The 26,474-nt window shown below is 64.8% G+C and carries 18 protein-coding genes and 1 riboswitch; of the genes, 9 read left to right on the top strand and 9 right to left on the bottom strand.

What is annotated here, in order from left to right; genetic code table 11:
- Nucleotides 1-41: 41 nt before the first annotated feature.
- From thrS to M2336_RS06520, 3 genes are all read right to left on the bottom strand, one after another.
- Nucleotides 42-2,042: a threonine--tRNA ligase gene (gene thrS, locus M2336_RS06530; protein ID WP_264574381.1), complete on the bottom strand. Its 2,001-nt coding sequence runs from the start codon at nt 2,040-2,042 to the stop codon at nt 42-44.
- A gap of 330 nt (nt 2,043-2,372) precedes the next feature.
- The gene (locus M2336_RS06525) at nt 2,373-3,809 is read right to left on the bottom strand and encodes a hypothetical protein (RefSeq protein WP_264574380.1); all 1,437 of its coding nucleotides are present in this window, start codon (nt 3,807-3,809) and stop codon (nt 2,373-2,375) included.
- Entirely contained in the window at nt 3,806-4,522 is a 717-nt protein-coding gene (locus tag M2336_RS06520; RefSeq protein WP_264574379.1) for a hypothetical protein, read from the bottom strand. The genes M2336_RS06525 and M2336_RS06520 overlap by 4 nt, the downstream gene beginning before the upstream one ends.
- Before the next feature lie 273 nt (nt 4,523-4,795).
- Here M2336_RS06520 and M2336_RS06515 point away from each other — a divergent pair, with 273 nt between their 5' ends.
- From M2336_RS06515 to M2336_RS06500, 4 genes are all read left to right on the top strand, one after another.
- Entirely contained in the window at nt 4,796-7,411 is a 2,616-nt protein-coding gene (locus M2336_RS06515) for a TonB-dependent receptor (protein WP_264574378.1), read from the top strand.
- Nucleotides 7,411-8,232, top strand: a complete 822-nt coding sequence (locus M2336_RS06510) for a hypothetical protein (RefSeq protein WP_264574377.1) — start codon at nt 7,411-7,413, stop codon at nt 8,230-8,232. The genes M2336_RS06515 and M2336_RS06510 overlap by 1 nt, the downstream gene beginning before the upstream one ends.
- Before the next feature lie 108 nt (nt 8,233-8,340).
- On the top strand, nt 8,341-8,811 hold the full coding sequence (locus M2336_RS06505; RefSeq protein WP_264574376.1) for a DUF4126 domain-containing protein: 471 nt from the start codon (nt 8,341-8,343) through the stop codon (nt 8,809-8,811).
- A gap of 552 nt (nt 8,812-9,363) precedes the next feature.
- A complete protein-coding gene (locus M2336_RS06500; protein ID WP_264574375.1) occupies nt 9,364-9,678 on the top strand; it encodes a hypothetical protein in 315 nt (104 codons plus the stop codon).
- Nucleotides 9,679-10,208: 530 nt separating this feature from the next.
- Here the strand turns inward: M2336_RS06500 and M2336_RS06495 are convergent.
- Nucleotides 10,209-11,987: a tannase/feruloyl esterase family alpha/beta hydrolase gene (locus tag M2336_RS06495; RefSeq protein WP_264574374.1), complete on the bottom strand. Its 1,779-nt coding sequence runs from the start codon at nt 11,985-11,987 to the stop codon at nt 10,209-10,211.
- A gap of 492 nt (nt 11,988-12,479) precedes the next feature.
- Between M2336_RS06495 and M2336_RS06490 the strand changes: the two genes are divergently transcribed.
- Nucleotides 12,480-14,642, top strand: a complete 2,163-nt coding sequence (locus tag M2336_RS06490) for a TonB-dependent receptor (RefSeq protein ID WP_264574373.1) — start codon at nt 12,480-12,482, stop codon at nt 14,640-14,642.
- Nucleotides 14,643-14,764: 122 nt separating this feature from the next.
- Here the strand turns inward: M2336_RS06490 and M2336_RS06485 are convergent, their stop codons facing one another.
- From M2336_RS06485 to M2336_RS06465, 5 genes are all read right to left on the bottom strand, one after another.
- Nucleotides 14,765-16,171, bottom strand: coding sequence for an efflux transporter outer membrane subunit (locus M2336_RS06485; protein WP_264574372.1), 1,407 nt, complete (start codon nt 16,169-16,171; stop codon nt 14,765-14,767).
- Between the two features lie 17 nt (nt 16,172-16,188).
- Nucleotides 16,189-19,365: an efflux RND transporter permease subunit gene (locus M2336_RS06480; RefSeq protein WP_264574371.1), complete on the bottom strand. Its 3,177-nt coding sequence runs from the start codon at nt 19,363-19,365 to the stop codon at nt 16,189-16,191.
- 125 nt (nt 19,366-19,490) lie between these two features.
- Nucleotides 19,491-20,750 carry an efflux RND transporter periplasmic adaptor subunit gene (locus tag M2336_RS06475; RefSeq protein ID WP_413715960.1) on the bottom strand — a complete coding sequence of 420 codons (1,260 nt, stop codon included), beginning with the start codon at nt 20,748-20,750 and terminating at the stop codon, nt 19,491-19,493.
- Nucleotides 20,747-21,151, bottom strand: a complete 405-nt coding sequence (locus M2336_RS06470; RefSeq protein WP_181558624.1) for a hypothetical protein — start codon at nt 21,149-21,151, stop codon at nt 20,747-20,749. The genes M2336_RS06475 and M2336_RS06470 overlap by 4 nt, the downstream gene beginning before the upstream one ends.
- Nucleotides 21,152-21,474: 323 nt before the next feature.
- Nucleotides 21,475-22,077 carry a TetR/AcrR family transcriptional regulator gene (locus M2336_RS06465; protein WP_264574370.1) on the bottom strand — a complete coding sequence of 201 codons (603 nt, stop codon included), beginning with the start codon at nt 22,075-22,077 and terminating at the stop codon, nt 21,475-21,477.
- Between the two features lie 173 nt (nt 22,078-22,250).
- Nucleotides 22,251-22,328: riboswitch (cyclic di-GMP riboswitch) on the top strand.
- A gap of 139 nt (nt 22,329-22,467) precedes the next feature.
- Between M2336_RS06465 and M2336_RS06460 the strand changes: the two genes are divergently transcribed.
- The 4 genes from M2336_RS06460 to M2336_RS06445 all read left to right on the top strand — a co-directional run bounded on the left by M2336_RS06460 (nt 22,468) and on the right by M2336_RS06445 (nt 26,466).
- Nucleotides 22,468-23,652, top strand: coding sequence for a hypothetical protein (locus M2336_RS06460; protein WP_264592726.1), 1,185 nt, complete (start codon nt 22,468-22,470; stop codon nt 23,650-23,652).
- 109 nt (nt 23,653-23,761) lie between these two features.
- Entirely contained in the window at nt 23,762-25,366 is a 1,605-nt protein-coding gene (locus M2336_RS06455) for a ShlB/FhaC/HecB family hemolysin secretion/activation protein (protein ID WP_264592725.1), read from the top strand.
- A gap of 113 nt (nt 25,367-25,479) precedes the next feature.
- Complete coding sequence (locus M2336_RS06450; protein WP_264574367.1) at nt 25,480-25,950, top strand: DUF3237 family protein; 471 nt, start codon at nt 25,480-25,482, stop codon at nt 25,948-25,950.
- 3 nt (nt 25,951-25,953) lie between these two features.
- Nucleotides 25,954-26,466: a nuclear transport factor 2 family protein gene (locus M2336_RS06445; RefSeq protein WP_264574366.1), complete on the top strand. Its 513-nt coding sequence runs from the start codon at nt 25,954-25,956 to the stop codon at nt 26,464-26,466.
- The last annotated feature ends 8 nt before the right edge of the window (nt 26,467-26,474 follow it).

Below are 26,474 nucleotides of genomic sequence, written 5' to 3'. Positions count from 1 at the left end.
TCTTCTAGCCCCTCCCCCGGAGAAGAGGGGCTGAGTTCCACTCAGGCCAGATCCGGCGGCGTGGCTTCCGCTACCAGTTGCGCGATGACTTCATCCACGCTCAGCACCTTCTGATGCTCGTCACTGCCGAGACGGCGCAGGGCGACGGTGCCCTCCTCCGCCTCGCGACGGCCGACGACCAGAAGATTGGGCACGCGCCCGAGGCTGTGCTCGCGCACCTTGTAGTTGATCTTCTCGTTGCGCAGATCGGTCTCGGCGCGGATGCCGGCGGCGCGCAGCTTCTCGACCACCTCGGTCGCATAGCCGTCCGCATCCGAGACGATGGTCGCGACCACTGCTTGCACCGGCGCCAGCCACAGCGGGAACTTGCCGGCATAATGCTCGATGAGGATACCGATGAAGCGCTCATAGCTGCCGAAGATCGCGCGGTGGAGCATCACCGGACGGTGGCGGGCGCCATCCTCGCCGACATAGCTCGCGTCCAGCCGCTCGGGCAGCACGCGGTCGGACTGGATGGTGCCGACCTGCCAGGTGCGGCCGATGGCGTCGGTGAGGTGCCATTCCAGCTTGGGCGCGTAGAAGGCGCCTTCGCCGGGTAGCTCTTCCCAGCCATAGTCCTCGGTCGCAAGGCCAGCGGCGATGACGGCGTTGCGCAGTTCCGTCTCGGCCAGATCCCACATCTCGTCCGAACCGAAGCGCTTTTCCGGGCGCAGCGCGAGCTTGATCGAATAGGTAAAGCCGAAGTCCTTGTAGATGCGGTCGGCCAGCGCGCAGAAGGCGCGGACTTCATTGACGATCTGGTCCTCGCGGCAGAAGATGTGCGCATCGTCCTGCGTGAACTGGCGCACCCGCATCAGGCCGTGCAGCGCGCCGTGCGGCTCGTTGCGGTGGCAGCAGCCATTCTCGTAGATGCGCAGCGGCAGATCACGATAGCTCTTGATGCCCTGGCGGAAGATGAGGACATGCGCCGGGCAGTTCATCGGCTTGAGCGCCATCCACTGCGCATCGTCCGAGACGAGCGGGCCTTCGTCCTCGACATTCGGCACTTCGTCGGGGATGACGAACATATTCTCGCGATATTTGCCCCAGTGGCCGGATTGCTCCCACTGGCGCGCGTCCATCACCTGCGGGGTCTTCACCTCGTTGTAGCCCGCGTCATCGATGGCGCGGCGCATATAGGCCTCCAGCTGGCGCCAGATGACGAAGCCCTGCGGATGCCAGAACACGCTGCCATGCGCTTCCTGCTGGAGGTGGAACAGGTCCATCTCCTGCCCGATCTTGCGATGATCGCGCTTGGCCGCTTCCTCCAGCCGCAGCAGATGAGCATCGAGCTGCTTCTTGTTGAGCCAGCCGGTGCCGTAGATGCGGCTGAGCATCGCGTTCTTCTGGTCGCCGCGCCAGTATGCGCCGGAAACGCGCGTGAGTTTGAAGGCCTGCGGATCGACCTTGCCGGTGGAGGCGAGATGCGGCCCGCGGCACATGTCCAGCCAGTCACTGCCGGACCAGTAGACAGTCAGATCCTCGTCGCCGGGCAGTTCCGCTGCCCATTCCGCCTTGAAGCGCTCGCCCTGCCCCGTCCAGCGTTCGATAAGCTGTTCGCGGGTCCAGACCTCGCGGCGCAGCGGCTTGTCGGCCGCGATGATCTCGCGCATCTTCGCCTCGATGGCGGGCAGGTCTTCCTCGGTGAACGGGCCGCGATCTGCCGGCGCCGCGACGTCATAATAGAAGCCGTCGTCCGTGGAAGGACCGAACGTGATCTGCGTGCCGGGAAACAGCGCCTGCACCGCCTCGGCAAGGATATGCGCATAATCGTGGCGGACCAGCTCCAACGCGTCCGCCTCGTCCCTCGCCGTGACCAGCGCCAGCTGCGCATCGGCCTCCAGCGGGCGGGTGATGTCGACCAGCTCGCCATCCACCCGCGCAGCCAGCGCCGCCTTGGCGAGGCCGGGGCCGATCGCGGCGGCGATCTCCGCCGGCGTGGTGCCGCGCGCAAACTCGCGCTGCGAGCCATCGGGGAGCGTGATTGTCACCTGTTGCGTCATCGGTCTGGTTCCTGCTGTGCGGCTTGCCGCTTAGGCAAGTGCGGGAGACTTGGGAAGAGGCGGAACGGGCCGGAAGCGCATGACCGCCCCGATCCGCTGCTGGGATGGGGCCTTCGGTCCTGCGCGCTTCAATCGATGAGGCGCGTGCCGACGACCCCGGTGCTAGTCCGGGTGGTGGGGGTGGTCGCGGCTGTGAAGCGCAGACGGGGCATGGCGGCTTTCATAAGGGTAGCGCCGGGGTTTGTCACCTGCTGGCGGGGAGGATGTGGAGAGTTGAGACCGCCCATGCTGTAGGAGGAAACCAACGCCTCACTTTATCGCTCCGCTCTCTCAACGCATTCCCGTGTGGCGCGCTTTTCCTACATTTGCCGCAATTTCTATGCCAAGCTTTTCACGGTACACTCCGATCCGTTTGCGCGCGCGAGACACGATGTCCTCGTAATACAATATTTCCGAATACATCTCGCCAAGCGCTATGCTAGTTTCAGGATCGGAAAGCTTTGCGCTCTGGAAGTAACCCTTGCCTTCAGCGAAGCGTGTCCAGCCACTAAGCCGCAGAGGGTTAACCGTGTCGCCAATGAGGTAGCAATAGAACTTCCTTAGTTTGCCGCGGGATTTAGCCGCGAGCAGATGCGCGTATTCCGAAAGATCGCCAACGTGGTCATCCATGCTAACCCCTGGGGCTTTAAACTCCACGATGATTGCAGAGCCCTCATGGCTGAACAGTGCAATATCGGGCCGCTTGGCACGATTTGTTTCCTCTCGGCCCGCCAACAGTGCCTCGAATTCAACGTCGACATCAGGCTCAAACAGCTTGCCGAATCCCTCCCACTCGATCCCAGCCAACGGCTTGTCTGAAGAAATATAGTCGTAATAGTGGTATTCTTCACTACGCAACCAGATATCATGGTCGGATATTTCCATACTATCCTTGCGCATCGGGAAGAAGATCGAATGGATTATGCGCTCATCTTTACGCTTCGTCTTTTCCTGAGGAAGCTGAATTGCCAGTTGTTTTCGATACGCAAGATCGAGCACTTCGACGATGGCCGCGCGACGGACGACCAGCTGAGACAGATTTGCCATGTCAAAGTCTTTTAACGATGACGTATACATCCAGGACAGCTCATTGATTTTCCTTCGAAAATCATCGCTATCCGGCTCTGTTCTCGCTATTTCCTCTTTAAGATCAAAGATTTGAGAAGTCGCGCCGATCACCCGCTCCTGGTACTTCTTGAGAACCCGCTCAACCACCGCTTTGGCGCTATCGCCGTGCTGAACACGCGTATCCGTATCCTCTAGCATCGCGGCACTCACGCCAAACTGGGTTTCGATATCGGTCAGGACGTCCTCCCGACGCCAACTCGAAGGAACAACCATCTTGCCGATAACAGGATCAATGGCTTCGTGAATCGCGGCATACGAGATTGTCCCCTCGTTGAAGAGGGTGTCAGGAATGTCTGCCGGCAAATCATCGAAGTCATCGCGTTGCTCATTCACGTGGGCATCAAGATAACCTGCCTCAACGAGCACGATGTGGTAGTAGCCGTTGACCGGATTGTTTTGTTCAGCTCTTGCCTTCAAATAGTAGCCGGTCAGATCCCGAACCGGAGAGGCTTTCGCGCAGAGCGCTATCGCATTACGCGGAAGGTCATAATACGATGGGTCGAGTTGGTAGTGAACGACCCTGAAGAGCTGAAATCGTCCGAGCGGACTGCCGGATTGAGGATCGCACTCTGCCACTTCTACGTCAACCGAGGCGGTCATCTCGGGCAGGTCTTTGGCGCAGAGTCTGTTTCCGATCCCTCCTTCCAATGGTCGGTTTTAAAAGAAACTTGAAAGTCACCTAACCGGCCAGCAAGGCTAACCAGCCGCTGAACAAACGCAACGAGGGTGCGATGCCGCAGCCTCTTAGCGGAAAAAAATTCGCTGAGCCTCTCGTCCTCGAAGATTTTGTGCCGAACGCTGTCCTTCAATTCGTCCAACGTAATCAGCGTGCCAACTTCGCCTTCTGCGCTCTCGGAAGTGATGAAGTCATCATAGTCGAGCTGCTTCTTCGGCTCGTGAAACTTCACGAAACGGAATTTACGGCGACCTTCCATCATGAAAGTAGTTTCCAATGAAACGGCAGCAAAATGATGAAAGTATTGAATGCGGCCCGCACCCTTACATTGGCCAATTCCCGTTATTTCGAGGTCGTCCTTGTAGGATGTATCCTTAGTAAGAAAGGCAGCGAGCTGCTCGTCACCCAGGCCGCAGCCGTTGTCGCGACAGGAGATTGTCATCATCTCTGTGCCGCCGACGAGGTCACCTGGGGAAAACCGTACCTCCACCGCAATCCGCATATCATTAACGGAACCGTCTGACGCCTTCCGTATCAGAAATGAGTCGATGCTATTCGAGATTAACTCCTCAAGCACAACATAAGGGTTGTGGCTCAGCTTAGTGTTCTTGAGGCTGCCTCGGATATCGAGCGTCATGATCCATTTTCTTCAATATCGGAGGGTTGCGCTTGCTTCTGGACATCCTCGAAAGTCGGGTCAAGTCGCATTGATAAGCGCTAAAAAGGCAACCCCAGCTCCTCTTCCATCTCGGCCGTGGGCTTAGTGAGTTCCAGTAATTTTTTTCGCCCCACCCGTCACCAATCCGTCATCATCCCTTCACGCGCATGACGCAGTCCCGTCACCTCCCTGACGCAACGCCTCCCTATCTGCCGCCCCCAGAACAAAACCTGCTTTTGGGGACTCACCACAATGAAACCGCTTTACCCGACTTTCCGGGCCGCTTTGCTGTGCTCGGCCATTCTGCTTGCCACGCCTGCCCTCGCACAATCCGCGCCCGTTCCGGAGGCCGAGAGCGAGGCCGGTGCGGACGGTGACACCATCGTCGTCACCGGCCAGCGCCGCGCGCAATATGAGGCGACGGCGGAGAAGCGCGAGGCGTTTGCGGTGATGGATGCGATCTCCGCCGACGATATCGGCAAGCTGCCGGACCATAATACGGCGGCGGCGCTGCGGCGCATTCCGGGTCTTTCCGTGCAGGAGGATCAGGGTGAGCCGCGCTTCCCGGTGCTGCGTGGCCTGCAATCCACCTACAACCGTACGACGGTGGACGGCGCGCTGGTGGCCGGCGTGGATTCGGGCGGGCGCACCGTGCCGCTGGACATCGTGCCCTCCGTGATGGCGGGGCGGATCGAGGTCATCAAGACGGTGACGCCGGAGAATGACGCCAATGCCGTCGGCGGCATCATCAATATCACCACCCGTAGCGCCTTCGATGCTGGGCGGCCGTTCTTCAACGGCATCGCCTCTTATGGCATTTATGAGCAGCATGGCGAGGTGCGCAACAGCAAGCCCTCCTACCGGCTGGCCTTTGCCGCCGGCACCACCTTCGGCGCGGATGACGAATGGGGCATCGTGATCGGCGCGAGCCAGGAGCAGCTCGATTACGACATTCCGCAGATCGAGGTAGCCAGCCCCTCCGTACGCGAATATACCGCCGCCGGCGCCCCGGTGGACAGCGGCGCGGCGACCGGCAACGGCATCCAGGTGCCGACCCAGCACCGCCTCTTCTGGTACAACAACACCAAGCAGCGCACCGGCGGCAACGCCAAGCTCGAATGGCGCCCCTCCGACACGTTCCGCTGGGAACTCTCCGGCGTCGTCGCCCGCACCGAGGACGATGAGGAGCGCATCGAATATCGCATGGAGCCGATCGGCAATGTCGCGAACCAGACGCAGACCAGCGGTCAGTTCGCGCGCGGGCGGATCATCGTGCAGCTCAACCAGCCGATTACGCGGCGCCTCGTCGCGCTCGGCCGCACCGCCTTCGCCTGGGATGGCGGCGAGCAATGGAAGCTGGACGGCGACGCGGTGTTCTCGCTCGGGCGGATGCGCGTGCCCAATGAGAGCATCGAGTTCCGCACCCGCGATGCCGACGCGACCCGCTATGCCTTCAGCTATGATACGTCGGACTTCTACCCCGTGTTCACGCCGACCAACACCGCCGCAGCGGTGAACCCGCAGAACTTCTATCTCCAGCAGCAGCGCAGCAATCTGGAGAAGTCGCTGGAGAAGAGCGGCCAGTTCCGCCTGAACTTCACTTATGGCGATGACAGCATCGACGGCGGCATCAAGCTCAAGACCGGCGCCGTGCTGCGCCTCACGAGCCGCAAGAACGAAGTCGAGCGGACCGACTACAAGGCCGCCAGCGGCTTCACCTACACGCTCGACAAGGTGGTGACCGCCGGGCCGAGCGAAGCGATCCGCGACAAATTCTACATTCCGATCCGCATCGATGCGCAGGCCTTTCCGGCCTTCTATCAGGCCAATCAGAGCCGCTTCACCACCACCGTCGCCTCGAAGGCGGGCGATTATAAGGTCAACGAGGACGTCTATGCCGGCTATGTGCAGGGCAGCACCCGGATCGGCAATGTCACGCTGCTCGGCGGCCTGCGCTATGAGCGCACGGAAGTCTCCTCCGATGCCTATCGCACGCTCGGAAGCGCGCTCACCCAGATCGCGACGGACGGCAGCTATGGCAACTGGCTGCCCAGCGCGCACATCCGCTGGGATGTGACCGACCGCGTCGTGGTGCGCGGCGCTTATACCAACACCATCGGCCGGCCGGATTATTCCTCCATCGCGGCGAGCGAGACGCTCAGTTTCGATGGCAGCCAGCCAACGCTGTCCCGTGGCAATCCGGGCCTCAAGCCGCGCGAGAGCCGGGGCTTCGATCTCTCCTTCGAGTTCTACCCGAAGGATGGCGTGATCTCCGCCGCTTTGTTCCACAAGAAGATCAAGAACGAGATCTTCACCCTCTCCAATGTGGAGACGATCGATGTCGGCCGGGGCCCGGAGAGCGTACTCGTCTCTGAACCGCGCAATGCCGAAACGGCGACCATCAAGGGCCTAGAGCTGAACCTTCAGCAGGCGCTGACCTTCCTGCCCGATCCGTTCGACGGGCTGGGCATGAGCGCCAACGCGACCTTCCTCGATACGCGTTTCACCTTCCTCACCACGGCCGGCCCGCGCGTGACCGGCCTGTTCCTCCAGCCGGACACGGTGTGGAACGCCTCGGTCTATTATCAGAAGGGCAAGTTCGAGGGGCGCCTGTCTTACAACTATATCGGCGGCTTCCTGGAGACGATCAACGACACCATCCCCAATGCCGACCAATATTGGAAGAGCCGTGGCACGCTGGATGCCAATATCAGCTATCGCGTCACGTCCAACATCACGCTCTATGCCGAGGGGCAGAACCTCAACAATCAGGGCCGGCGCGAGCTGGTCGGGCCCGGGCGCACCTACCTGCAGGAATCCGCTGAATATGGCCGGACCTTCTGGTTCGGCGTGGCGGCGAATTTCTGATGGGCCTGCTTCTCGCTCTGGCAGCCAGTGCCGCCACGGCGGCAGCGGCGGCGGGGACACCCGCTGCCGCCCCGCCCCAGGGCCAGCCGGCCGAAACGCTGCGCCGCATCCCTGCCGAGGAAGCGCGGCAGGGCGTGGCGGTCGGCCCGAACGATGTCTATGCCGTCGCCAACTGGACCATCGCCCGCTACGATCGCAAGACCGGCGCGCGGCGGGCAGTCTGGACTGGCGAGCCGGCGCGCTACCCGCACATCAACAGCTGCGCGCTCATCAAGGCCGAGCTGGTGTGCGCGGCCTCCAACTTCCCCAGCGTGCCACAGGCCAGTTCGGTCGAGATCTTCGATCCCGTCACCCTCGCCCACAAGCGCACCGTCTCGCTCGGCCTTGGCACCGGCTCGCTGACCTGGGTCGACTGGCATGACGGACACTGGTGGGGGCTGTTCGCCAATTATGACGGCAAGGGCGGCGAGGCACCGCGCGACCACCGCCACACCACCCTCGTCCAGTTCGATACGGACTGGCGCCGCACGCAAAGCTGGGCGCTGCCCGCCACGATCCTCGAGCGGATCGCGCCGATGAGCATCTCGGGCGGCGGGTTCGGCCCCGACGGACGGCTGTGGCTCTCCGGCCATGACAATCCCGAGCTCTATGTGACGCAATTACCCAAGGGCGGCGCCACGCTAGACCATATCGCCACCGTGCCCATGGAGGCGGAAGGCCAGGCGATCGACTGGGACGAGAACCGCCCCGGCATCCTGTGGGGCATCAGCCGCAAGACCCGCGCCATGCTGGAGATGCGCGTGCCGCCGGTGCAGCCGTAGGACGGCGGCGGTGCCCCTCGCGCAACGCCGCCCAAGAATACTCACGCCCCGGAACGATCCCCGCATCGCGTCAGTTCTCCAGACGAACCCATCTACGGAGAACGCGACATGATCCGATCCTTCCTCATCGGCCTGGTGGCCGGGCAGCGTGGCATGACGCCCTTGGCGGCAGTGGCGACAGGCACGCGCAAGGGGGATATTCCGGTGGTGCTGCCCCTGCAGGGCCTGTTGCGCAATCCGCTGATCGCGGCGGGCACGGCGTCGCTGGCGGCGGCGGAGATGGCCGGCGACAAGATGAAGAGCGCGCCCGATCGGATCGTGCCGATCGGCCTCGCCGTGCGCAGCGTGACAGCGGCCTATGCCGGCGCCGCCCTGGCGCCACGCGGCCGCCGTGGGCTGGGCGCGGCCGTCGCGGTCGGGACGGCGCTGGCCTCATCCTACATCGGCTGGCGCCTGCGCTGCGCAGCGATGCGGCGTTATGGGCAGACCGCGACCGGCTTTGTCGAGGACGCGCTCGTGCTGGGCAGCGGCCTCGCGATTGCCAGCCCAAGCGTGGCCGGGGCTGAACGAGCAGCGTAGGCGGCGAGGGAAAGGTTGACTGCCGCGCTGGATGGCGGTTGTCCGATATTTCGGCTGGTCAACGGCCATTCCCGGTCAAGACGCCATTGCGGACGGTCGGTTTTCCAAGCAGACTGTATCAATGCAACTAACGGACCAGAGTGATCCCTTATTCGAACCGCGCCGTCTTAGCTTGGCGCTGATACTTGGAGTTCAAATACTACCTCTTGTGTTTGCGTGGTTTCTCTTAAGGCGGGGATATTCTCGCAATGTTAGAGAAGGCGGTTTTCTGTTGATGGCTTGGTCGCTGTTAATGGCTGCGGTCAGACTGGCGAGTTAGTCCGCCTCTCGAGCCAAGCTCGCCATTCGCCGAACTGTCTCAGCACTCCAAAGCAGTCATGGCTGTTATCCGACCTTTGGCCGCGAAAGCGGACGTTCCGGATACGATGACATTGCTGCCATATTCGGCCCTATGCTAGGTCGCTTGAAAGCGGACCTGCGAATTAAGCTCCGCCTCAGATATCCGAAGGAGGAGGCGTTATGTTTATCGCATGGTGGACGGGTAAAGGATACATGACGATGGTCATCGTCCTCCTGACCATGATTGTCTTTGGCTTTATTCTTCAAGCTGGCGCACCCTTTCTCAAAGATCGCACATGGTATTGGGGCGTCTCGTTCATCGTGGCAGCGGCGATTAACTGGACTGCTGGAACACGTTGGAATAAGCGACGCATAGAGCGGACTAAACCGAAGCATCTTGGTCAACGTCTTTGGTATCCCGCGACCAACCGTTTCATGTCGATGCCGATGGAGACATTTTCTCTCGTCATTGCGCTTGTCGGTCTTGCGTTGATCGTTTCTGGACTAGCCTCGTCTGCCGAGACTTAGGCGCGAGTGCCTCGAAAAGGTGCCAGTCTGCTTTCCACGACAAACTGGCCGCTCATCTATCCTTCGTAACCGCTCTAAAGCGGGTACAGCTGTGGTCCGCCTTTGGTGTTGAACGCGGACAGGTGGGGCGCGACGCCGTTGCCGGCATTCCCTCCGTTCGTCCTGAGTAGCTGCTGAGCTTGTCGAAGCGGCGTATCGAAGGGCTTGCGATGCTTCGATACGGGTCTTCGATACGCGCCTGCGGCGCACCTCAGACCCTACTCAGCACGAACGGGGAAAATCGGCAAAGATCGCATTTCGACGTGGACCGAGCGATCCCGGCCGCCCCTTCGCAGATGTTGCGTGGCACAGGAATTTGTCCACAGTCCCGCGGGCCATTTCCTCAAAATGCCGACGAACGCGGGATGGGAGGCGCTGCCCCTCATCCCACATGGCAGGTGCGCGCCGCGACGGTCTGGCAGCCGGACGTCGCGCCTCCCCTTGCAACGACGGCCGCGCCCGGACGGGGGAGACAGCGCGACCGTCGGTGCTCAGGGCTGCGTGCAGCTGATCTGCGCCGCAGACTGATCCGATGTGTCGCCCGTCCGCCGGGCGATGGCGGGCGCCGCGCAGATAGGGCGCTGGATGCCGTTGAGGCCGGACATCGGCCCAGCGGTTGCGCTCAACTGATCGGGCCGCTTGCCCTGCTCCACCCACGCGACGAGGGCACCGAACGCATCATATTGATCCGTCGCGGGGCCACCGGCGCAATGGCCCATGCCGGGCACCGGGAAGACGCGCACGAAGTCCCGCGCGGCGCCCTTGTACCGGGCATCGACCTCGCCCCACCAAGCCAGCGTGTCGTTCACCGAGAAGACCGGGTCCGACATGCCATGGGGCACGATGAGCTTGCCACCCCGCGCGCGAAACGCATCGAGGTCGCTGGAGCGCGCGCCGATATCCTGCCAGGCCGAGCGCGTGAACGGTGGCACCACCGCCTCGACGCCAGCGCGGGCGCGATCCATGTCGAGGCGCATGGCCCAGGCCAGCAATTCGTCAGGCGTGGCACCGGCCAGCGTCGGCGGCGTCATGAAGACGGCGGCGAGCGAGGGCAGGCCCATGGCGACATTGATCGGCGGCACGCTGCCATCGGGCGTGCCGAGCATCCAGATGCGCCAGCCCATGTCTGCCCAGCCGGCATCCCAAGGGAAACCGGGATAGATTTGCGCCCCCTTGCTGTCCCGTGCGCCCTCATGGATGCGCACCAGCGCATCGAGCTGTGGCTGGGAGAGGCAGCCCTCGGCCTTGTCGCCCTTGCACAGGCTGGCGCGCAACTGCGGCAGCACCCTGGCAGAGGTGCATTGGCCGACCGCACCGATCAGGCCATCGGTCATGCCGTCGAGCGCGTCGCAGGCGGTGCGCACGGCCTGCCCGACCAGCGCGAGATCGCCCATGCTGAAACTCGCGCGCAGATTGGCGAGCGTGACCGGCTTGCCCGATGCCTGCACGACGGAGGCGAAGGCCTGCGTATTCCACGCCTCGGCAATCGCGGCCTTGGGCAGCGAGAAGCCCGGCGCGGCGGCGACAATCCCGTCGAACAGATCCGGGTAGCGCTGGGCGAGCATCATGCCTTCCTGCCCGCCCTTGGAGCAGCCGACGAAATAGCTCTGGCGGGGGTCGCTCCCGTAGAACTGGCGGATCGCCGCCTTGGCCGCATGGGTGACGACCGGCAGCGAGGTGCCGCCATAATCGGCGCGCGCCTGCGGATCGAAACCGAAGGCGCTCGCGCCGCCGCGGGCGGGATCGCTATTGGTCGCATTATCGTGCCCGCTATCCTGCGAGAGCACGGCATAGCCCTGGGCCAGGGCCGGCGCTGCGGCGGTCAGCCGGCCAATGGCGTCGCCCAGCTCGCCATTGGTGCCGCCCCCGCCCGAAAAGAAGAACCGCCCGTTCCATGCCACCGGCAGGCGCAGATGGAACCTGATCGCATAGGCCTGGCCATCGACGCCGGTATGCGTGCGCGTCGCGCCGACGATGGCGCAATGGGCTGGCAGCTCAACCGGCGGCGGTGTCATGCCGGGAGGACCCGGCGGCACCGGCGCGGGGCCGGCGGGATTAAAGGTCGCGCTGAGCAGGCGGGTGGAGGCATCCGGCCAATGACCCGCCATCCTTGCCCCGAGCGCGGCGCATCGGGCGGTGGCGTCCGCGATGGTCGCGGCGGGCATTGCGGAGGTCGTGCCCGACGGCGGGGCCTCGGTGGCCCGGAGCTGATGAGGAAGAAGCGCGAGGATGGCCGCAAGCGGCGCAAACATAAGGCGATGCATGGTCATGACGGTCTTCCGCTCCTCTCCACAAAACGCCTCACAGTAAATGCGTGACAGCGAATCAGCAATCGATTACAAATTTCGTGCAGAATGACTCTGTCCGGGAACTGTCGGGGTGTGGCCGCGATGTTGATTTCCATTGCACGCCCCTCCCCATTCTCGCTCAGCGGCAACTGTGGGCCGCGCGCCACAGGCAGACTATTTTCTTTTTCATATAAATGAAAGGAGTCGCCGAAACAAACGAAACCTCATAGACCAATAGCACAGCACGTCGCGATCCTCTGCCAGGCTCATGGAAGCCGCCAAAAATGGATGAGGCAAAGGCGCAGTCGGCGGACTGAAAATGAAAATGAGAAGCCTCGCCCGCACCTGAAGGCACAATAGCCAAAGGAGGCCGGGAAACAGACAAGGGAGAGGGAGGATATGAAAGCCAATCGACAGGTTTATGCCGTCCGAGCACTGCTGACGTTGCTTTCGTCAACGACATGCATCGTTGCGATGGCACCAGCACTGGCGCAGCAAAACCCGCAGCAAGGCGAGGGTCTGGAAGAGATCATCGTCACCGCGCAACGGCGCGAGGAAAATCTCCAGAAGGTTGCCGTCGCCGCTACCGCGCTCTCAGGCCAGGGCCTGGTGGAGAAGGGCGTCACCCGGGTGGACGAGTTGCAGACGGTCGTGCCCTCGCTCTCCGTTACCGACGCCGGGCTGACGCAGAACGTCAACATTCGCGGCATCGGCCTCGCCAGCGGATCGCCCGCAGTGGCCAACGGCGTGGCGACCTATGTGGACGGCATCTTCCAGCCGCCCATCGTCACCACCTCCAGCTTCTACGACATTGCCACGGTGGAAGTGCTGCGCGGGCCGCAGGGCACCTTCGTCGGCTCCAACTCGACCGGTGGCGCGATCTTCATCAACACCCGCAACCCCAGTCTTGCGGGCGTGGAAGGTTCCATCGAGGGCTCGATCGGCAATTATGACGCGCGCAGTGTGGAAGCGGTGCTCAACCTGCCGCTCTCGCGCACGCTGGCCATTCGCGGCGCCGGCAAATGGCGCACGCGCGATTCCTTCTACACCGACATCGGCTCCGCCGGCAGCTCGGCCGGTCGGCTCGATGAGCTTTCCGGCCGCTTCGGTGCGTTGTGGAAGCCGACCGAAAGCTTCCAGGCGCTGTTCAAGCTGGAAGCCGCGGACAAGGAAACCGGCGGCTATGCTTACCGCCCCATTACCGGCACCGCCTATGCAGCCTATCGCACCAGCGACCCGCGCCTGATCGACTATGACACGCCGACGCAGAATGACGAGAAGGCGATCCAGGCCTCGCTGGAACTGCGCTACGAGCTGGGATCGGGCATTACCCTGCGCTCGCTCAGCGGCTACCAGAACAAGCGTATCTTTAACCTCTACGACAGCGATGCGACCAATGCCGCGCGCTATAGCCTAGCGGATTCGGCGCGCCTCGCGGTTTCGACGCAGCAACAGTTCGTGCGCGAGCGGGTGTGGACGCAGGAGTTCAACATCATCTCGCCGACCGATCAGGATCTTTCGTGGATCGTCGGCGGCTATTATCAACGCAACCGGATCGATGTGATCATCGAGAACCGCTCGGACGGCTTCCCGACGGACATTCTGATCGACAATGACAAGACCACCACCGGCGTCTTCGGCCAGGTGACGTACAAGATCACGCCGCAACTCGCGCTGGACGTGGGCGCGCGCTACTCGCACTTCTCGGTGACCGGCGGCGGCAGCGTCTCGATCGGTCGGGGCATCCCCACCTTCCCGCCAAACGGCTTGCAGGTGGCGGATCTGAGCGGCGATCATAAGGACGGACGCATGACTGGCAAGGTCTCGCTTAACTGGACACCGGACGAGAACAACCTGTTCTATGCCTTCGTCGCGCGTGGTTACAAACCGGGCGGTTCTAACTCGCTGGTCTCCGAGTTCGATCCGGAAACGGTGATCGATTATGAAATCGGCTGGAAAGCGACGATGCTGGGCGGCGCGGTTCGCACCCAGCTCGGCGCCTTCTATTATGACTATAACGACTTCCAGTTCGACGCTCTCGACCCGGCAACCGGACAGACGGCAGTGACCAACCTCACCGATGCCAAGGTGAAGGGCATTGAGGCGCAGGTGCAGGCGCGGGTCTCCGGCTTCACCTTCGATGCGGGCGTGGCCTTTGTGGATTCCGAGCTGGGCGACGTGACCTTCGTGGACACGCGCGCTTACGCCCGCGCATTCCCGGGCGTAACCCCGGCCGTGCAGTGCCCAACAGGCCAGGCATCCAATCCGCCGACCTGCATCGACTATACCCCGTTTCTGCGCACCACGGGCGGCGGCTCCAATCTCTACTCACCCAAATGGACCTATAATCTGGGTGCGCGCTACGACCTGTGGGTGGGCGATGTGAAGATCACGCCAAGCGTGAGCTACGCCTATGTCGGCCCGCAATGGACATATATCGGCTACTCGCCGATCAGCGACCGGCTGCCCTCACGGGGACTGCTCGGCGCCCGGCTTGGCGTGCAGAAGGGTGATCTGCTGGTCGAAGCCTATGGCACTAACCTGACCGACGAAACCTATGTCTCCGGCCAGTTCGGCGACAATGAGTTCTACGGCGCTCCGCGCGAATATGGCGTGCGGGTCCGGTACGACTTTTAAGCGAGGAAAGCACAGGTGAGCGCGGCGCTTCGTCGTCGCCGGTCACCACGTCTCCCAAGAGATGGACCGGCGGTGCAGAGGCATCGCCGGTCCTTCCGTTTCAAACGATGGCGCCCCCACGCTCAGCTCGCCCAGCTCCCGCCCAGCGCCCGGAACACATCGATCTGCGCGCGCGCGACCTCGGCATCCTGCGCGGCGAGCGCGGCTTCTGCCTCTGCAAAGGTGCGCTCGGTGTCGAGCAGTTGGAGGGAGTCGATGGCGCCCTCGCGCTGCTGGGCACGGGTGATGCGCGCGGCGGCGCCGGCGGAATCGCGGGCAGCCTGCAGGCGTTGGCGGCGCTCCAGCGCGTGGCCGTAGGTCGAGAGCGCCGTCTCGGTTTCCTCCAGCGCGTTGAGCACTGCGCCGTCGAAGGCGGCGAGCGCGGCATCGCTGTCCGCCCGTGCGCCGGCGATGCGCGCGCGGGCGGCCTCCTGATTGGGGAAGGACCAGCTGATAAGGCCACCCAGCAGCCAGCGCAGCGGGCCACCGCCGAACATCGCGCCGATATCATTGCCAGTCGACCCGCCCGAACCGCCCAGGCTGATACGCGGATAAAGGTCCGCCGTGGCGACACCGATGCGCGCGGTATCGGCAGCGAGACGACGCTCGGCCGCGCGCACATCCGGGCGGCGGGAAAGCAAGGTGGCCCCATCGCCGACTGGAATGGCCTGCCGGATTTCCAGCCCGATGCTGCGCTGGCCGGCAATCTCGGGCAAGGCGTCCGGGGTCCGGCCGGTGAGCGTGGCGAGGCGGAAGAGCGCGGCCTGACGCTGCGCCTCGATGAGCGGAATGTCGGCGGCGCGCTGGTCGCGCAAGGCGGCGATCCGCGAGACATCGAGCGTGGTCGCAAGCCCTGCCTCGCGCCGCTTGCCGGTCAGGTCCAGCAACCGGTCGAGCAGGCCGACGATCTCGCGATTGACCGCCAGTTGCGCCGCGCCCGAGGCGGCATCGGCATAAGCCCGCGTGGTATCGGCGACGACCGCGACGCGCACGGCGTCGGCATCGGCGGCGGCTGCATCGGCATCGCCGCGCGCGGCTTCGACGCCCCGGCTCACCCGCCCGAACAGATCGACCTCATAGGAGACCGACAGTCCGGCATCGAGCGCCCAATCCTCACGCGGCGCTCCCGGCGCGCGCTGGCTCGCGGGCAGGCGGCCATAATCGCCACTGGCCGAAAGATCGGTGCGCGGCAGCCGATCCGCCCGGGCACCGCGCAGCCCGGCGCGGGCCTTTTCCAGCCGGGCGAGCGCGATGCGCACATCCGTATTGGCGGCGAGCGCGTCGGTGACCAGCCCGTCCAGCACGGGGTCATTGTAGAGCCGCCACCAGTCCGCCTGGACCTGGGCCGGCGCAAAGGCCGGGGACGCGGCGGAAAGAAAGGGGCCGGAGGACGCCGAGGGGGGCGTGGGGGCGACGTAGTCCGGCCCCACCGCGCACGCTGAAAGCGCCAGCGCGGAAACAAGAGGTGCGAAGATGCGATGAGCAGTCATGATAGGGTCCTCCTCACTCACTCGGCGGGGGCCGGCACGACATCGCCGCCGGACCGCCCGCGCAGGCGTGCGATCCGGTCGCCGAGCGCGCGGCTCACGACGTAGAAAGTCGGGGTGAAAATGAGGCCGAAGATGGTGACGCCGGCCATGCCGAAGAACACCGCCGTGCCCAGAGCCTGCCGCAGCTCCGCGCCTGCTCCGGTGGCCAGCACCAGCGGCACCGCACCCAGAATGAACGCAAAGCTGGTCATCAGGATCGGCCGCAGGCGCTGCCCGGCCGCGTGGACGGCGGCATCCAGCGTGGTCATGCCGTTCTGCTCGCCCTGCCGGGCAAACTCGACGATGAGGATCGCATTCTTGGCAGCCAGCGCCACGAGCACGATCATGCCGATCTGCGTCAGGACGTTATTGTCCATGCCGCGCAGGTTGACGCCCACCAGAGCCGCCAGCACCGACATCGGCACGATCAGGATGATCGCGAGCGGCATGACAAGGCTCTCATATTGCGCCGCCAGCACCAGAAAGACGAGCAGCACGGCCAGACCGAAGACGAGACCTGCGGTGTTGCCGGCCGTCTTCTGTTGATAGGCGATGCCGGTCCACTCATGGCTGAAGCCACGCGGCAGATTGGCATTGGCGAGTTGCTCCATGGCATCCAGCGCCTGACCCGAGGATGCGCCGGGCGCGGTATCGCCATCGATGGCGACAGCGGGCGCCAGATTGTAGCGCTGCACGCGATAGGGCCCGGTGGTGTCCCGGAAGGTGGCGATCGAGCCGATCGGTACCATCTGGTTATAGTCCGAGCGCGTCTGCAGGCTGGCGATGTCCGCCGTGGTGCGCCGGAAGGCTTCGTCCGCCTGCGCGGTCACCCGATAGGTGCGGCCAAGCAGGTTGAAGTCATTGACGAAGGCCGAGCCCAGATAGATCTGCAGCGTCTCGAACACCCGTTCCGGCGGTACGCCGAGCATCTGCGCCTTCTCGCGGTCGATATCCGCGAAGATGCGCGGCGTCGCGGTGTCGAAGAAGGTGTAGACGAACGAGAGTCCGGGTGTCTGGTTGGCTGGGCCGATGACGCTGTAGGCCGCCTGCTCGAGCGCCTTGTAGCCCGCGCCCTCGCGATCCTGCACCATCAGGCGGAAGCCGCCCGCCGAGCCAATGCCGCGGATGAGCGGCGGCTTGACGATCATCAGACGTGCCTCGCTGATGTCGGCGGTCGCCTTGCGCGCTTCCTCCATCAGCTTGTCGATGGTCTGGCCCTTGGCGGCGCGCTCGTCGAAATCATCGAGCACCCAATAGGCCGCCGACGAGCTGGCGTTGCGTGTCTCCGAGGCGCCGTCGAAGCCCGAGAGCATGACGGCGTTGGTGATGCCCGGAATGGGCAGCATCCGCTCAGCGACCTTCTTCATCGCCGCATCGGTGCGCGCGGTGGAAGAGCCCGGCGGCAGCTGGATGATCGTGAAGAAATAGCCCTGGTCCTGCGCCGGGATGAAGCCCGACGGCGTGTAGACCAGCGCAGCGACGGTCACCGCGATCAGCCCGACATAAGCCGCCATGATCTTCTTGGGTTGGCGGACCAGCCGCGCGGTCAGGGTCGCATAGCGGGCACTGAACCGGTCGAACCCGCGATTGAACGCATCGCCTGCCCGCTCGGTGAGCTGGCGCCAGCGCGGCGCGCCCTCCGGCAGGGCATGGCGGTGCCGCAGCAGCAGCGCCGCGAAGGCGGGCGACAAAGTGAGCGAGAGGACCAGCGAGATGATCGTCGCGGCCGAGATGGTGATTGCGAACTGCTGGTAGAAGGCGCCGGACATGCCGCCGATGAACAAGGTCGGCACGAACACGGCGCACAGCACCAGCACGATGGCAATCAGCGCCCCGCCCACCTCATCCATGGAGGTGCGCGCCGCCTGGAGCGGGGTCATCCCGTTTTCCAGATTGCGCTCGACGTTCTCGACCACGACGATGGCGTCATCGACGACGATGCCGATGGCGAGCACGAGGCCGAACAGCGAGAGGTTGTTGATCGAATAGCCCATGCCCGCCAGCACCGCGAAGGTACCGATGAGCGAGACCGGGATCGCCAGCACCGGGATCAGCGCCGCCCGCCATTTCTGCAGGAAGACGATGATGACGAGCACGACGAGGATCACCGCCTCGACCAGCGTCTTCACGACCTCGTCGATGGACTTCTGGATGAACTCGGTGGGGTTGTAGACGATGCGATATTCAAGGCCCTGCGGGAAGTCCTTGGCCAGGACGTTCATCTCGGCCTTGATCGCCTCGGCAGCGGCCAGCGCGTTCGATCCCGGCATCTGGAAGACGGGGATGATGACGCTGTCCTTGTCGCCGAGATAGGCCGACGTGCCGTAATCCTCGGCGCCCAGTTCGACACGGGCGACATCGGAGACGCGGACCTGCCGGCCCTGATCGTCGGTGCGGATGACGACATTGGCGAACTGCTGCGGATCGGTGAAGCGACCCTGCGTCTCGACATTGAGCTGGAAGGCCGATCCGCCCGAGGGGGGCTGGCCAAGCGTGCCGGCCGCGACCTGCACATTCTGCTGGCGCAACGCGGAGACGATGTCGCCGGCCGTCAGACCCAGCGCCGCCGCACGGCGCGGATCGATCCACACGCGCATGGAGAGATCGCGCGAGCCGAACAGCTGCACGTCGCCCACGCCCTCGATGCGGGCCAGCCGGTCCTTGATGCGGGTCTGTGCGTAATTGGAAATATACTCGCGATTGAGCGAGCCATCAGGCGAAATGAGGTTCACCACCAGCAGGAAGTCCGGCGAGGTCTTCTTGGTAACGATGCCGAGGCGCTGCACCTCCTGCGGCAGGCGCGGCTCGGCAATGGCGACGCGGTTCTGCACCAGAACCTGCGCCTCATCGAGGTCCGTGCCCTGCTTGAAGGTGACGGTGACGACCACGCGCCCGTCCCCCGTCGATTGCGACGAGAGATAGAGCATGTTCTCGACGCCGTTGATCTCCTGCTCGATCGGGCTGGCGACGGTTTCCGCCACGGTCTCGGCAGAGGCGCCGGGATACATGGCCGAGACGGTCACCGTCGGCGGCACCACCTCGGGATATTGCGAAACGGGCAGGAAGAAATAGCTGATCGCGCCGATGATCGTGACGATGACGGCGATGACGGCCGCGAAGATCGGCCGGTCTATGAAGAAACGGGACAGACGCATGAGGAGCTCTCCTCGGGGCAGCGCTCAGAGCATGTCCGGGTCAGGCGGCTTCACCTGACGGCTCGGACATGCGGAAAGCAAAAGGGACCGGATCAGGATCGGCTTCAGGCGAAGCCGATCATGACCTAGCGCGTAAACGTGGCCTGGCCGGACATCAGCGCGGTGGCGGCGGCAGGCGTCGCGGGCTGGGTCTCGGGCGCAATGCGGCCTTTGCGGACCTGCACCTTGCCGCCGGGCATGGCGAGCTGGGTGCCAACGATCACCACCTGATCGGCGGGATCGAGCCCGGCCCGCACGACGCGCAGGCCATCAACAACCGGCCCAAGCTCGATCGGCTTGGCGGCGACGGTGCCATCCTTGCCGACAACCAGCAGCGTCTTGCGCGCCTGATCGGTCTGCACGGCCGTATCCGGCACCAGCAGCGCGCGCGTCGGCGCCCCGGTGGAGAGGCGCATGTTGCCGAACATGCCCGGCGTCAGGAACAGATCGGGATTGGGCAGCACGGCGCGGGCGCGGATGGTGCCCGAGCGCGGATCGAGGCCATTGTCGGTGAAATCGAGCTTGCCCTTCCAGCGATAGGCATTCTCGTCCTGCAGCTTGATCTCGACCGGGGTGGCATCGGCATCGGCATCGCGCTTAGTCTTGAGGAACAGCGCCTCCGACCCCTCGAAGGTGAAGTAGATCGGATCGAGCGCGTTGATGGTGGTGAGCAACGTGCCGGATGCGCCCTCTCCCGATGAGGCGAGGTTGCCGGGGTCGATCCGCCGATCCGAGATGCGGCCGCCAATGGGCGCGCGTACGGTGGTGAACTCTAGGTCCAGCGCGCGGCTGCGGGCGCGGGCCTGCGCACCGGCCAGCGCAGCCGATGCTGCCGAAACGCGGGCGCGCAGCCGATCGACTTCGCTCTTGGAAACGGCTTCTACCGCCACCAGCCGTTCGGCGCGCTCAAGATCGCTGCGGGCCAGCGCGAGATCGCTCTGCGCAGTCGCAACGCCGGCACGCGCCTCGGCCAGCGCGGCCTGGAAGGGGCGCGGATCGATGGTGAAGAGCGGCTGACCGGCGCGGACCATCTGCCCGTCCGTGAAATGCACGGCCGTGATCTGGCCGGAAATGCGCGGACGCACCTCGACCGCGCGGCTCGGCTCGAACCGGCCGACATAATCGTCCCACAGCATGATCTCGCGCGCGAGCGGCGCAGAAACGGTGACGGTGGGTGCCGCCATCGCGGCCTGGGCCGGGGGTGACGGGCGCATCAGCGCATAGCCCCCGGCAATGGCGAGCACCGGCAGCGCCACCCAGGCGGCGCGGGTCAGCGAGCGGCGCCGCGTGGCGCCGGCCTCGATGGGCGTGGCTTCCGCCGGGCTGAGTTTCTTGAGCATGTTCATGCGCGGTTCCTCCGCTTGATCGACAGACGCAGGGCGCCGATGTGGCGGAGCAGCGTCTCATATTGATGGGTCGTGTAGCCGGCCTCGTAAAAGCGACCGAGCTCGGATGGGGCGATGTTGTAGCCATGGTGCCAGCTCAGCACCGCGATGCGCCGCAGCGCTTCGAGGCGCGCGCTCGCCAGCGGCATGGCCCGGCGGAAGCCGAAGACGAGGCGCAGCAGGCGGCCCAGGCGGCTCTCCTCGCGGAGGGAAGACAGCCCGTCTTCCCGCGCAAGGCGGACAATCGTCCACTCGACCGGAAGGAGGTGGCCATCCTGCACCTGAAGGCTTGCAGCCTCCGATGCAGTGACACCCGGGACCATCGCCCGTGCCCCGCCATCTCTCAGATCCAGATATGCCATCACCGTGTCTCCTCCTGCTTCCCCGGCAGGCACGACGGGGCAGCCCCGGACAGCCAGTGCTGCCGGGCGCGCGCATCGCGGATGCCAGGGATCGATCCGGGAAAGACGGTGCGCGACCGGCGCGTCCGTCCCGAAACCAGAACCTATGAATTGCTGTCAAATCAAGTCGGGCAAGCAGACCGCGCCCGGCCAAGCCGCACGCACTCCCACGCCTTCTGTACTGACTGGTATATTAATCGGATGTTCAGGCGTCAACCCGTTTTTTGTACCGACCGATATTTTATTTTGCAGCGCGCAAAATCGGTCTTGGGTCCCGGGACGCTTCAGCGGCTAGGCCACATCCCCATAGTCGTCTCGGCAACGCGCTCCAGCTCCTCGCGCGTGGTGCCGGAGCCGGCCAAAACCGCCATGCCCTGCAAAACGGCGATGAGATACTTCGTGATCGCTTCCGCATCGGCGGGCCCGACAAATTCGCCCTCATCGATGGCGCGCTGCATCCGGGCCACCAGTGCCCGCTTCACGGTCTCGCCGCGCTTGAGCACTTCCTCACGGATCGACTGCGCTTCCGCGCCACAGGCGGTGACGCTGATCACGCTGAGGCAGCCGGTGGGCTGGCCATTGCCGGCAATCGTGGAGAGTGCGCCATCGAGCAGATGCTGCGCCACGCCGCGCGCGGTGGGCATATCCAGCGCCGGACCGATATAGGCCAGCTTTTCCCGCTCGTAGAGATCGAGCGCCTGGCGGAACAAGGCCTCCTTGTTGCCGAACGCGGCGTAGAGACTCGGGCGGGTGATCCCCATCGCGTCCGTCAGTTCGCTGAGCGACGCGCCCTCATAACCCTTTGTCCAGAACACACGCAAAGCGGCCGCAAGCGCCTGCTCGCAGCAAAATTCGCGGGGCCGACCCCTGATGGCGGTCTGTTCCATATCGGGCGGTATAGAATTCCTCGACGGGCTTGTCGAGTCCGGTGCGACGAAGGGAGCCAGGACGGTCCCCACCGCGCGGCGCCCTCCCCGGTAGGCATGATAAAAGTTAAGTTCAGACTCTTTTCCATGAACCTTTTCCAGCGCTTGACATTTCAAGCGCAGGATCACTCCGATCCCGATAATGGCAAAGCGGTGGTGACGCCGTGACGCAAAGCTTCCGGCCTTGGGTTCAAGGTAGCGGGGTTGCCGAAGGAGCCGAGGTCGGAGCTGTGTGTGCGTGTCTACGCCTTGCTCTGGCTATGATCGCTCCACACCGCTCCGCGCTACGTGGGCCTGCCATCGGATAGCTCCGTCTCCAGCCCGGCTGCAAGCCTGACAGGAGATGACGCAATGGCTCAGGTTCTTTCCACGACGACATTCCGATCCAACAGAACGTCACGACTATGCCGGGCCATGCCCGCCATAGCTGCCTGCTCCGCGCTGGCCATGCTGCTGAGCGCCTGCGAGACCAGCGGTTATTCTCGCTATGCCAATGTCGGCTCGCCGGCGCCCGGGTCGGGTGGCGGCAGCGATGGCGGCAGCAACAATGGCGGCGGCGGAACTGACACGGGCGGCGGGAACACGGGCGGTGGAAACACTGGCGGCGGGAATACCGGCGGCGGCGGATCGGCCGATGGTGGCGGCAGCACCGGTGGCGGTCTGGCTGGGGGCGTCGTCACGCAGGTCTCCCCGGTTCTGGCGACGGCCGGCAATGCCGTGCTCGGCGTCGCGGATGGCCAGCAAGGCGTGACCACTCCCATCGCCGCTGCCTTGCCTGTCACACAGCCCGTGACCGGCACGATCACGCGGGTGCTGCAGGATACCGGGACGGTGCTGGTCGATGCCGGCGAAGGCCGCACGCTGCTGCTGCAGGGGGCGCAAGGCGTGGTCGGCGATGTCGTGTCCATTGACGTTGGCGGTCGCACCGTAACCAACGGTCTTGATGGCACATCGGGCGCGATCGGCGTTGGCGTGCTTGGGGACACCCAGCCGACGGGCACGCTCGCATCCGCCGGCGTGCTGAACGCAGGCAATACCGCGCTGGCCACGGTCAACGGCGTCGCCGATGTGCGCGTGACCAACATTACGGCGCCCACCGGCGGCATTTCCGACAATCTGCTCAATGTCGCGCTCGGCGGCAATCAGCTGCTGGGGAGCGGCGATCCGGCGCTGGTCAACGCCAATGTGCTGCCGAACGGCGCGTCCCTGCCCGGCGGTGGCACGGGGGCCGTGGGTGGCGTGCTTGGCGCGGTGAGTTCGACCGTCGGGTCTGTCGGCGGCGCCGTGGGCGTGGGCGGTGACGTCTCAGGCGGCGGCGTGCTTGGCGGCGGAACGGCCACGGGCGGCGACGTAAATGGCGGCGTGCTCGGCACGGTCGGTGCCACGGTCGGCTCGGTCGGCGGTGCGCTAGGCGTTGGCGGCAGCGTCGAAGCCGGTGCAGGCGCAGGGACCGGTACGACGACCAATGGCGGCTTGCTGGCGCCGGTAACCGGCACGCTGAACACGGTCGGCACTTCTCTGGGGCTGGGCCGCTAAACAGCCACCCCGCCTCAAGTCGCCAACCTCGGCGCAACGTTCCTTCCGGTGCGCGGCGGGCGGTCTCAAACCCGCCGCGCACTCACCGCTCCCATTCCGAAAGGTCCATATGGTCGCGCTCCTGCCTGCAGCCATTGCGCTGATCGCCATCGCCCAACCCACGGGCAGCGGCCTGACACCGCCCCTCATCGATCAAAGCCAGCCCGGCCCCGCCCCGGTGCTGCCCGCACAGGAGCGGCCGCCTGCGGATGATCCGACAGGCCGGGTGGACGTCGAGGCGCAGGCCACCGCCGCGCCGATCCGCAGCGTAACTTTTTCCGGCGTCGATGCCCCGGCGCCCGTTGCAGAGGCCGCCCGGGCCTTCATCGGCCAGCCGGCCACGCGTGAGACTCTGGGCGCCCTCGCCAAGAGGATTTCCGATGCCTATGCCAAGACCGGCATCGCGCTCTATACGGTCGCCATTCCGCAGCAGGATCTGGCCGAGGGCCATGTCCGCGTGCTGCTGGCCGAAGGGTTTATCGAGGATATCGCTTATCCTAAGGGCGCCTCCCCGCTCATCCAGGCCTATGCAGCGCCGCTGGCCCGCGAGCACCCGCTCAGCCGCCGCACGCTGGAACGCAGCCTCTCGCTGATGCGCGACATTCCCGGGGCGAAGATCGACGCCAATATGTTGCGCGGCGCGCAGGCCGGCGGCGTTCGCCTCGCGATTACGCCGGAGCGGGAGTATAGCGATTTCTCCTTCGGCTTCGATAACCGCACCCAGAGCGGGCTGGGCAGCGGCCAGTGGCGCGCATCGGCCAAATTCTACAGCCTGCTGCGCGATGGCGACCGCAGCGAGCTGACCCTGCTCAGCGCCGCCGATTTGAAGCGCTATCGCTATGCCGGGTTCAGCCACCAGACGCCGCTCGGCACGGACGGCCTCACTCTCGGCCTCTCGGCCTCCTGGCTGGATACGCGGCTGCAGGCGCCCGCGATCGTCGGCGAGGCGCAGACGCTCGGGCTCAGCCTCTCCTACCCGGTCATTCGCGGATATAAACGCAATCTCACCGTCAGCGCCGGCATCGACGGGCTGAACAGCGATGCGGCCTATCTCGGATCGGTGATTTCCTCCGACCGCATCCGGGCCGTGCGCGCGGCCGCCGGCTACTCGATCGTGGCGGACAAGAGCGCTTTAAGCCTTGCCCTCACCGGCAGCCGAGGCCTCGATATGCTCGGCGCGCGCGGTGTGCCGGGCTTTACCGATATCGACTTCACCAAGATCGTTGGGCGCGCCAATTATGATCGGATGATCGGCAAGCGCCTCGTCGGCCGGCTGCGGCTGAGCGGCCAGTATAGCGGCGACCGGCTGGGCGGCAACGAGCGCTTCTCGGTAGGCGGGCCGGAGATCGGCCGCGCGTTCGAGACGGCGCTGCTGAGCGGCGACAAGGGCATGGCCGGCCTGTTCGAACTGGCCCTGCGTCCCAAACTGCCCACGCGCCTGCAAGGGTCGGAAGTCTACGGCTTTGTCGATGGTGCCCGCGTGCGTCTCAACGCCCGCACCGGCCTCCCGGCAGCCAGCTATTCCATGGCCTCGGCCGGCGGTGGGCTGCGCCTCAACTATACCACCCGCGCCTCGCTCTCGCTGGAAGCCGCGCGCGTCATCGAGGCGCCCTTTCCCAACGCCGGGGACGGCTGGCGCTTCAACATCGGCTGGTTTCTGAAACTGCGGCGATAACCGAACGCGCGGCTCCCGCTTTTTTGCCTTGGCATTCGCAGGCGGGTTCCGGCACAAGCGTGCAGACAAAATCAATCTGACGAGCGGCACGAACGCTCGCGGGGGAGGATGATGTGCACGTTCCGGCGCTCGACCTGGCTTTCCATGTTCGTCTCGATTTTGGCGAAGGGCCGCGCACGCGGTTCCAGCCGGCCCTGCAAAGCTTTACGCGCGGCTTTGTCGCGCTCGCCGGCGGGGTGGTGAGCGGCCCGCGCCTTTCCGGCCATGTCGTGCCCTATTCCGGCGGGGACTGGCCCCGGCTCTGGTCCAGCGGCCTTGTCGAATTCGAGGCACATTACATGCTGGAGGCCGATGACGGCGCCATGATCTACATCCACAATCGCGGCATCGCCTATGCCAATCCGGAGATGACGGCGCGGATCGAGGCGGGCGAGCATGTCGACCCGCAGGACAATTATTGCCGCATCACGCCGCGCTTCGAGGCGCCGGAAGGGCGGCACGCCTGGCTCAACCGCACTGTCTTCGTCGGCATTGCCGAGCGGCGGGGCAATTCGACCTTCTTCGATTATTATGCGGTGACCTGACGCATGACCACCCGCCTTTCCGCCGACGATCAGTTCGGCATCCGCGATGCCATCGCCCATTATGCCTGGGCACTGGATACCGGCAATGTCGAGGCTTTCGTGGGCTGCTTCACCCGCGACGGGCTGCTGATCTGGGATGCGTTCGAGACGGCGCTGCGCTGGCAGGGCGCCGACGCCATCCGCCATTTCGCGACCTTCATTCGCGATCAGCCCGCTTCGGCGGGGCGGCAGCATCACGTCACCAACATCATCGTCACGCCCTGTGAGGGCGGCGCGCGGGCGATCTCTTATGGCGCCGTGGCCCTGCGCCAGGGCGACGGCCCGCACGCCCTGCATGTGATGGGCTATTATGAGGACATCTTCCGGCAGGAGGATGGCGTGTGGCGCATGGCGCAACGCACGATCCGCGACTGGTCCGGCCCGATCCTCGCGGGCTTTGCGGGGCAGACGGGCGCGCGGGAAGGTCGACCGCTGCCGCCCCCGCTCAAGGGGCTGCTGTACGACAGGCAGGATTGAAACAGCTT

This window comes from Sphingobium sp. B1D7B, from assembly GCF_025961965.1.
In the GTDB taxonomy this organism is placed as follows: domain Bacteria; phylum Pseudomonadota; class Alphaproteobacteria; order Sphingomonadales; family Sphingomonadaceae; genus Sphingobium.
Note: the sequence above shows the minus strand (reverse complement) of the source record. Positions and strands in the feature narration are given on the sequence as shown.

Coding starts and splice junctions, on each gene's coding strand:
- thrS (WP_264574381.1), bottom strand. CDS start 2,042: ATGACGCAACAGGTGACAATCACGCTCCCCGATGGCTCGCAGCGCGAG.
- M2336_RS06525 (WP_264574380.1), bottom strand. CDS start 3,809: ATGACCGCCTCGGTTGACGTAGAAGTGGCAGAGTGCGATCCTCAATCC.
- M2336_RS06520 (WP_264574379.1), bottom strand. CDS start 4,522: ATGACGCTCGATATCCGAGGCAGCCTCAAGAACACTAAGCTGAGCCAC.
- M2336_RS06515 (WP_264574378.1), top strand. CDS start 4,796: ATGAAACCGCTTTACCCGACTTTCCGGGCCGCTTTGCTGTGCTCGGCC.
- M2336_RS06510 (WP_264574377.1), top strand. CDS start 7,411: ATGGGCCTGCTTCTCGCTCTGGCAGCCAGTGCCGCCACGGCGGCAGCG.
- M2336_RS06505 (WP_264574376.1), top strand. CDS start 8,341: ATGATCCGATCCTTCCTCATCGGCCTGGTGGCCGGGCAGCGTGGCATG.
- M2336_RS06500 (WP_264574375.1), top strand. CDS start 9,364: ATGACGATGGTCATCGTCCTCCTGACCATGATTGTCTTTGGCTTTATT.
- M2336_RS06495 (WP_264574374.1), bottom strand. CDS start 11,987: ATGACCATGCATCGCCTTATGTTTGCGCCGCTTGCGGCCATCCTCGCG.
- M2336_RS06490 (WP_264574373.1), top strand. CDS start 12,480: ATGGCACCAGCACTGGCGCAGCAAAACCCGCAGCAAGGCGAGGGTCTG.
- M2336_RS06485 (WP_264574372.1), bottom strand. CDS start 16,171: ATGACTGCTCATCGCATCTTCGCACCTCTTGTTTCCGCGCTGGCGCTT.
- M2336_RS06480 (WP_264574371.1), bottom strand. CDS start 19,365: ATGCGTCTGTCCCGTTTCTTCATAGACCGGCCGATCTTCGCGGCCGTC.
- M2336_RS06475 (WP_413715960.1), bottom strand. CDS start 20,750: ATGAACATGCTCAAGAAACTCAGCCCGGCGGAAGCCACGCCCATCGAG.
- M2336_RS06470 (WP_181558624.1), bottom strand. CDS start 21,151: ATGGCATATCTGGATCTGAGAGATGGCGGGGCACGGGCGATGGTCCCG.
- M2336_RS06465 (WP_264574370.1), bottom strand. CDS start 22,077: ATGGAACAGACCGCCATCAGGGGTCGGCCCCGCGAATTTTGCTGCGAG.
- M2336_RS06460 (WP_264592726.1), top strand. CDS start 22,468: ATGGCTCAGGTTCTTTCCACGACGACATTCCGATCCAACAGAACGTCA.
- M2336_RS06455 (WP_264592725.1), top strand. CDS start 23,762: ATGGTCGCGCTCCTGCCTGCAGCCATTGCGCTGATCGCCATCGCCCAA.
- M2336_RS06445 (WP_264574366.1), top strand. CDS start 25,954: ATGACCACCCGCCTTTCCGCCGACGATCAGTTCGGCATCCGCGATGCC.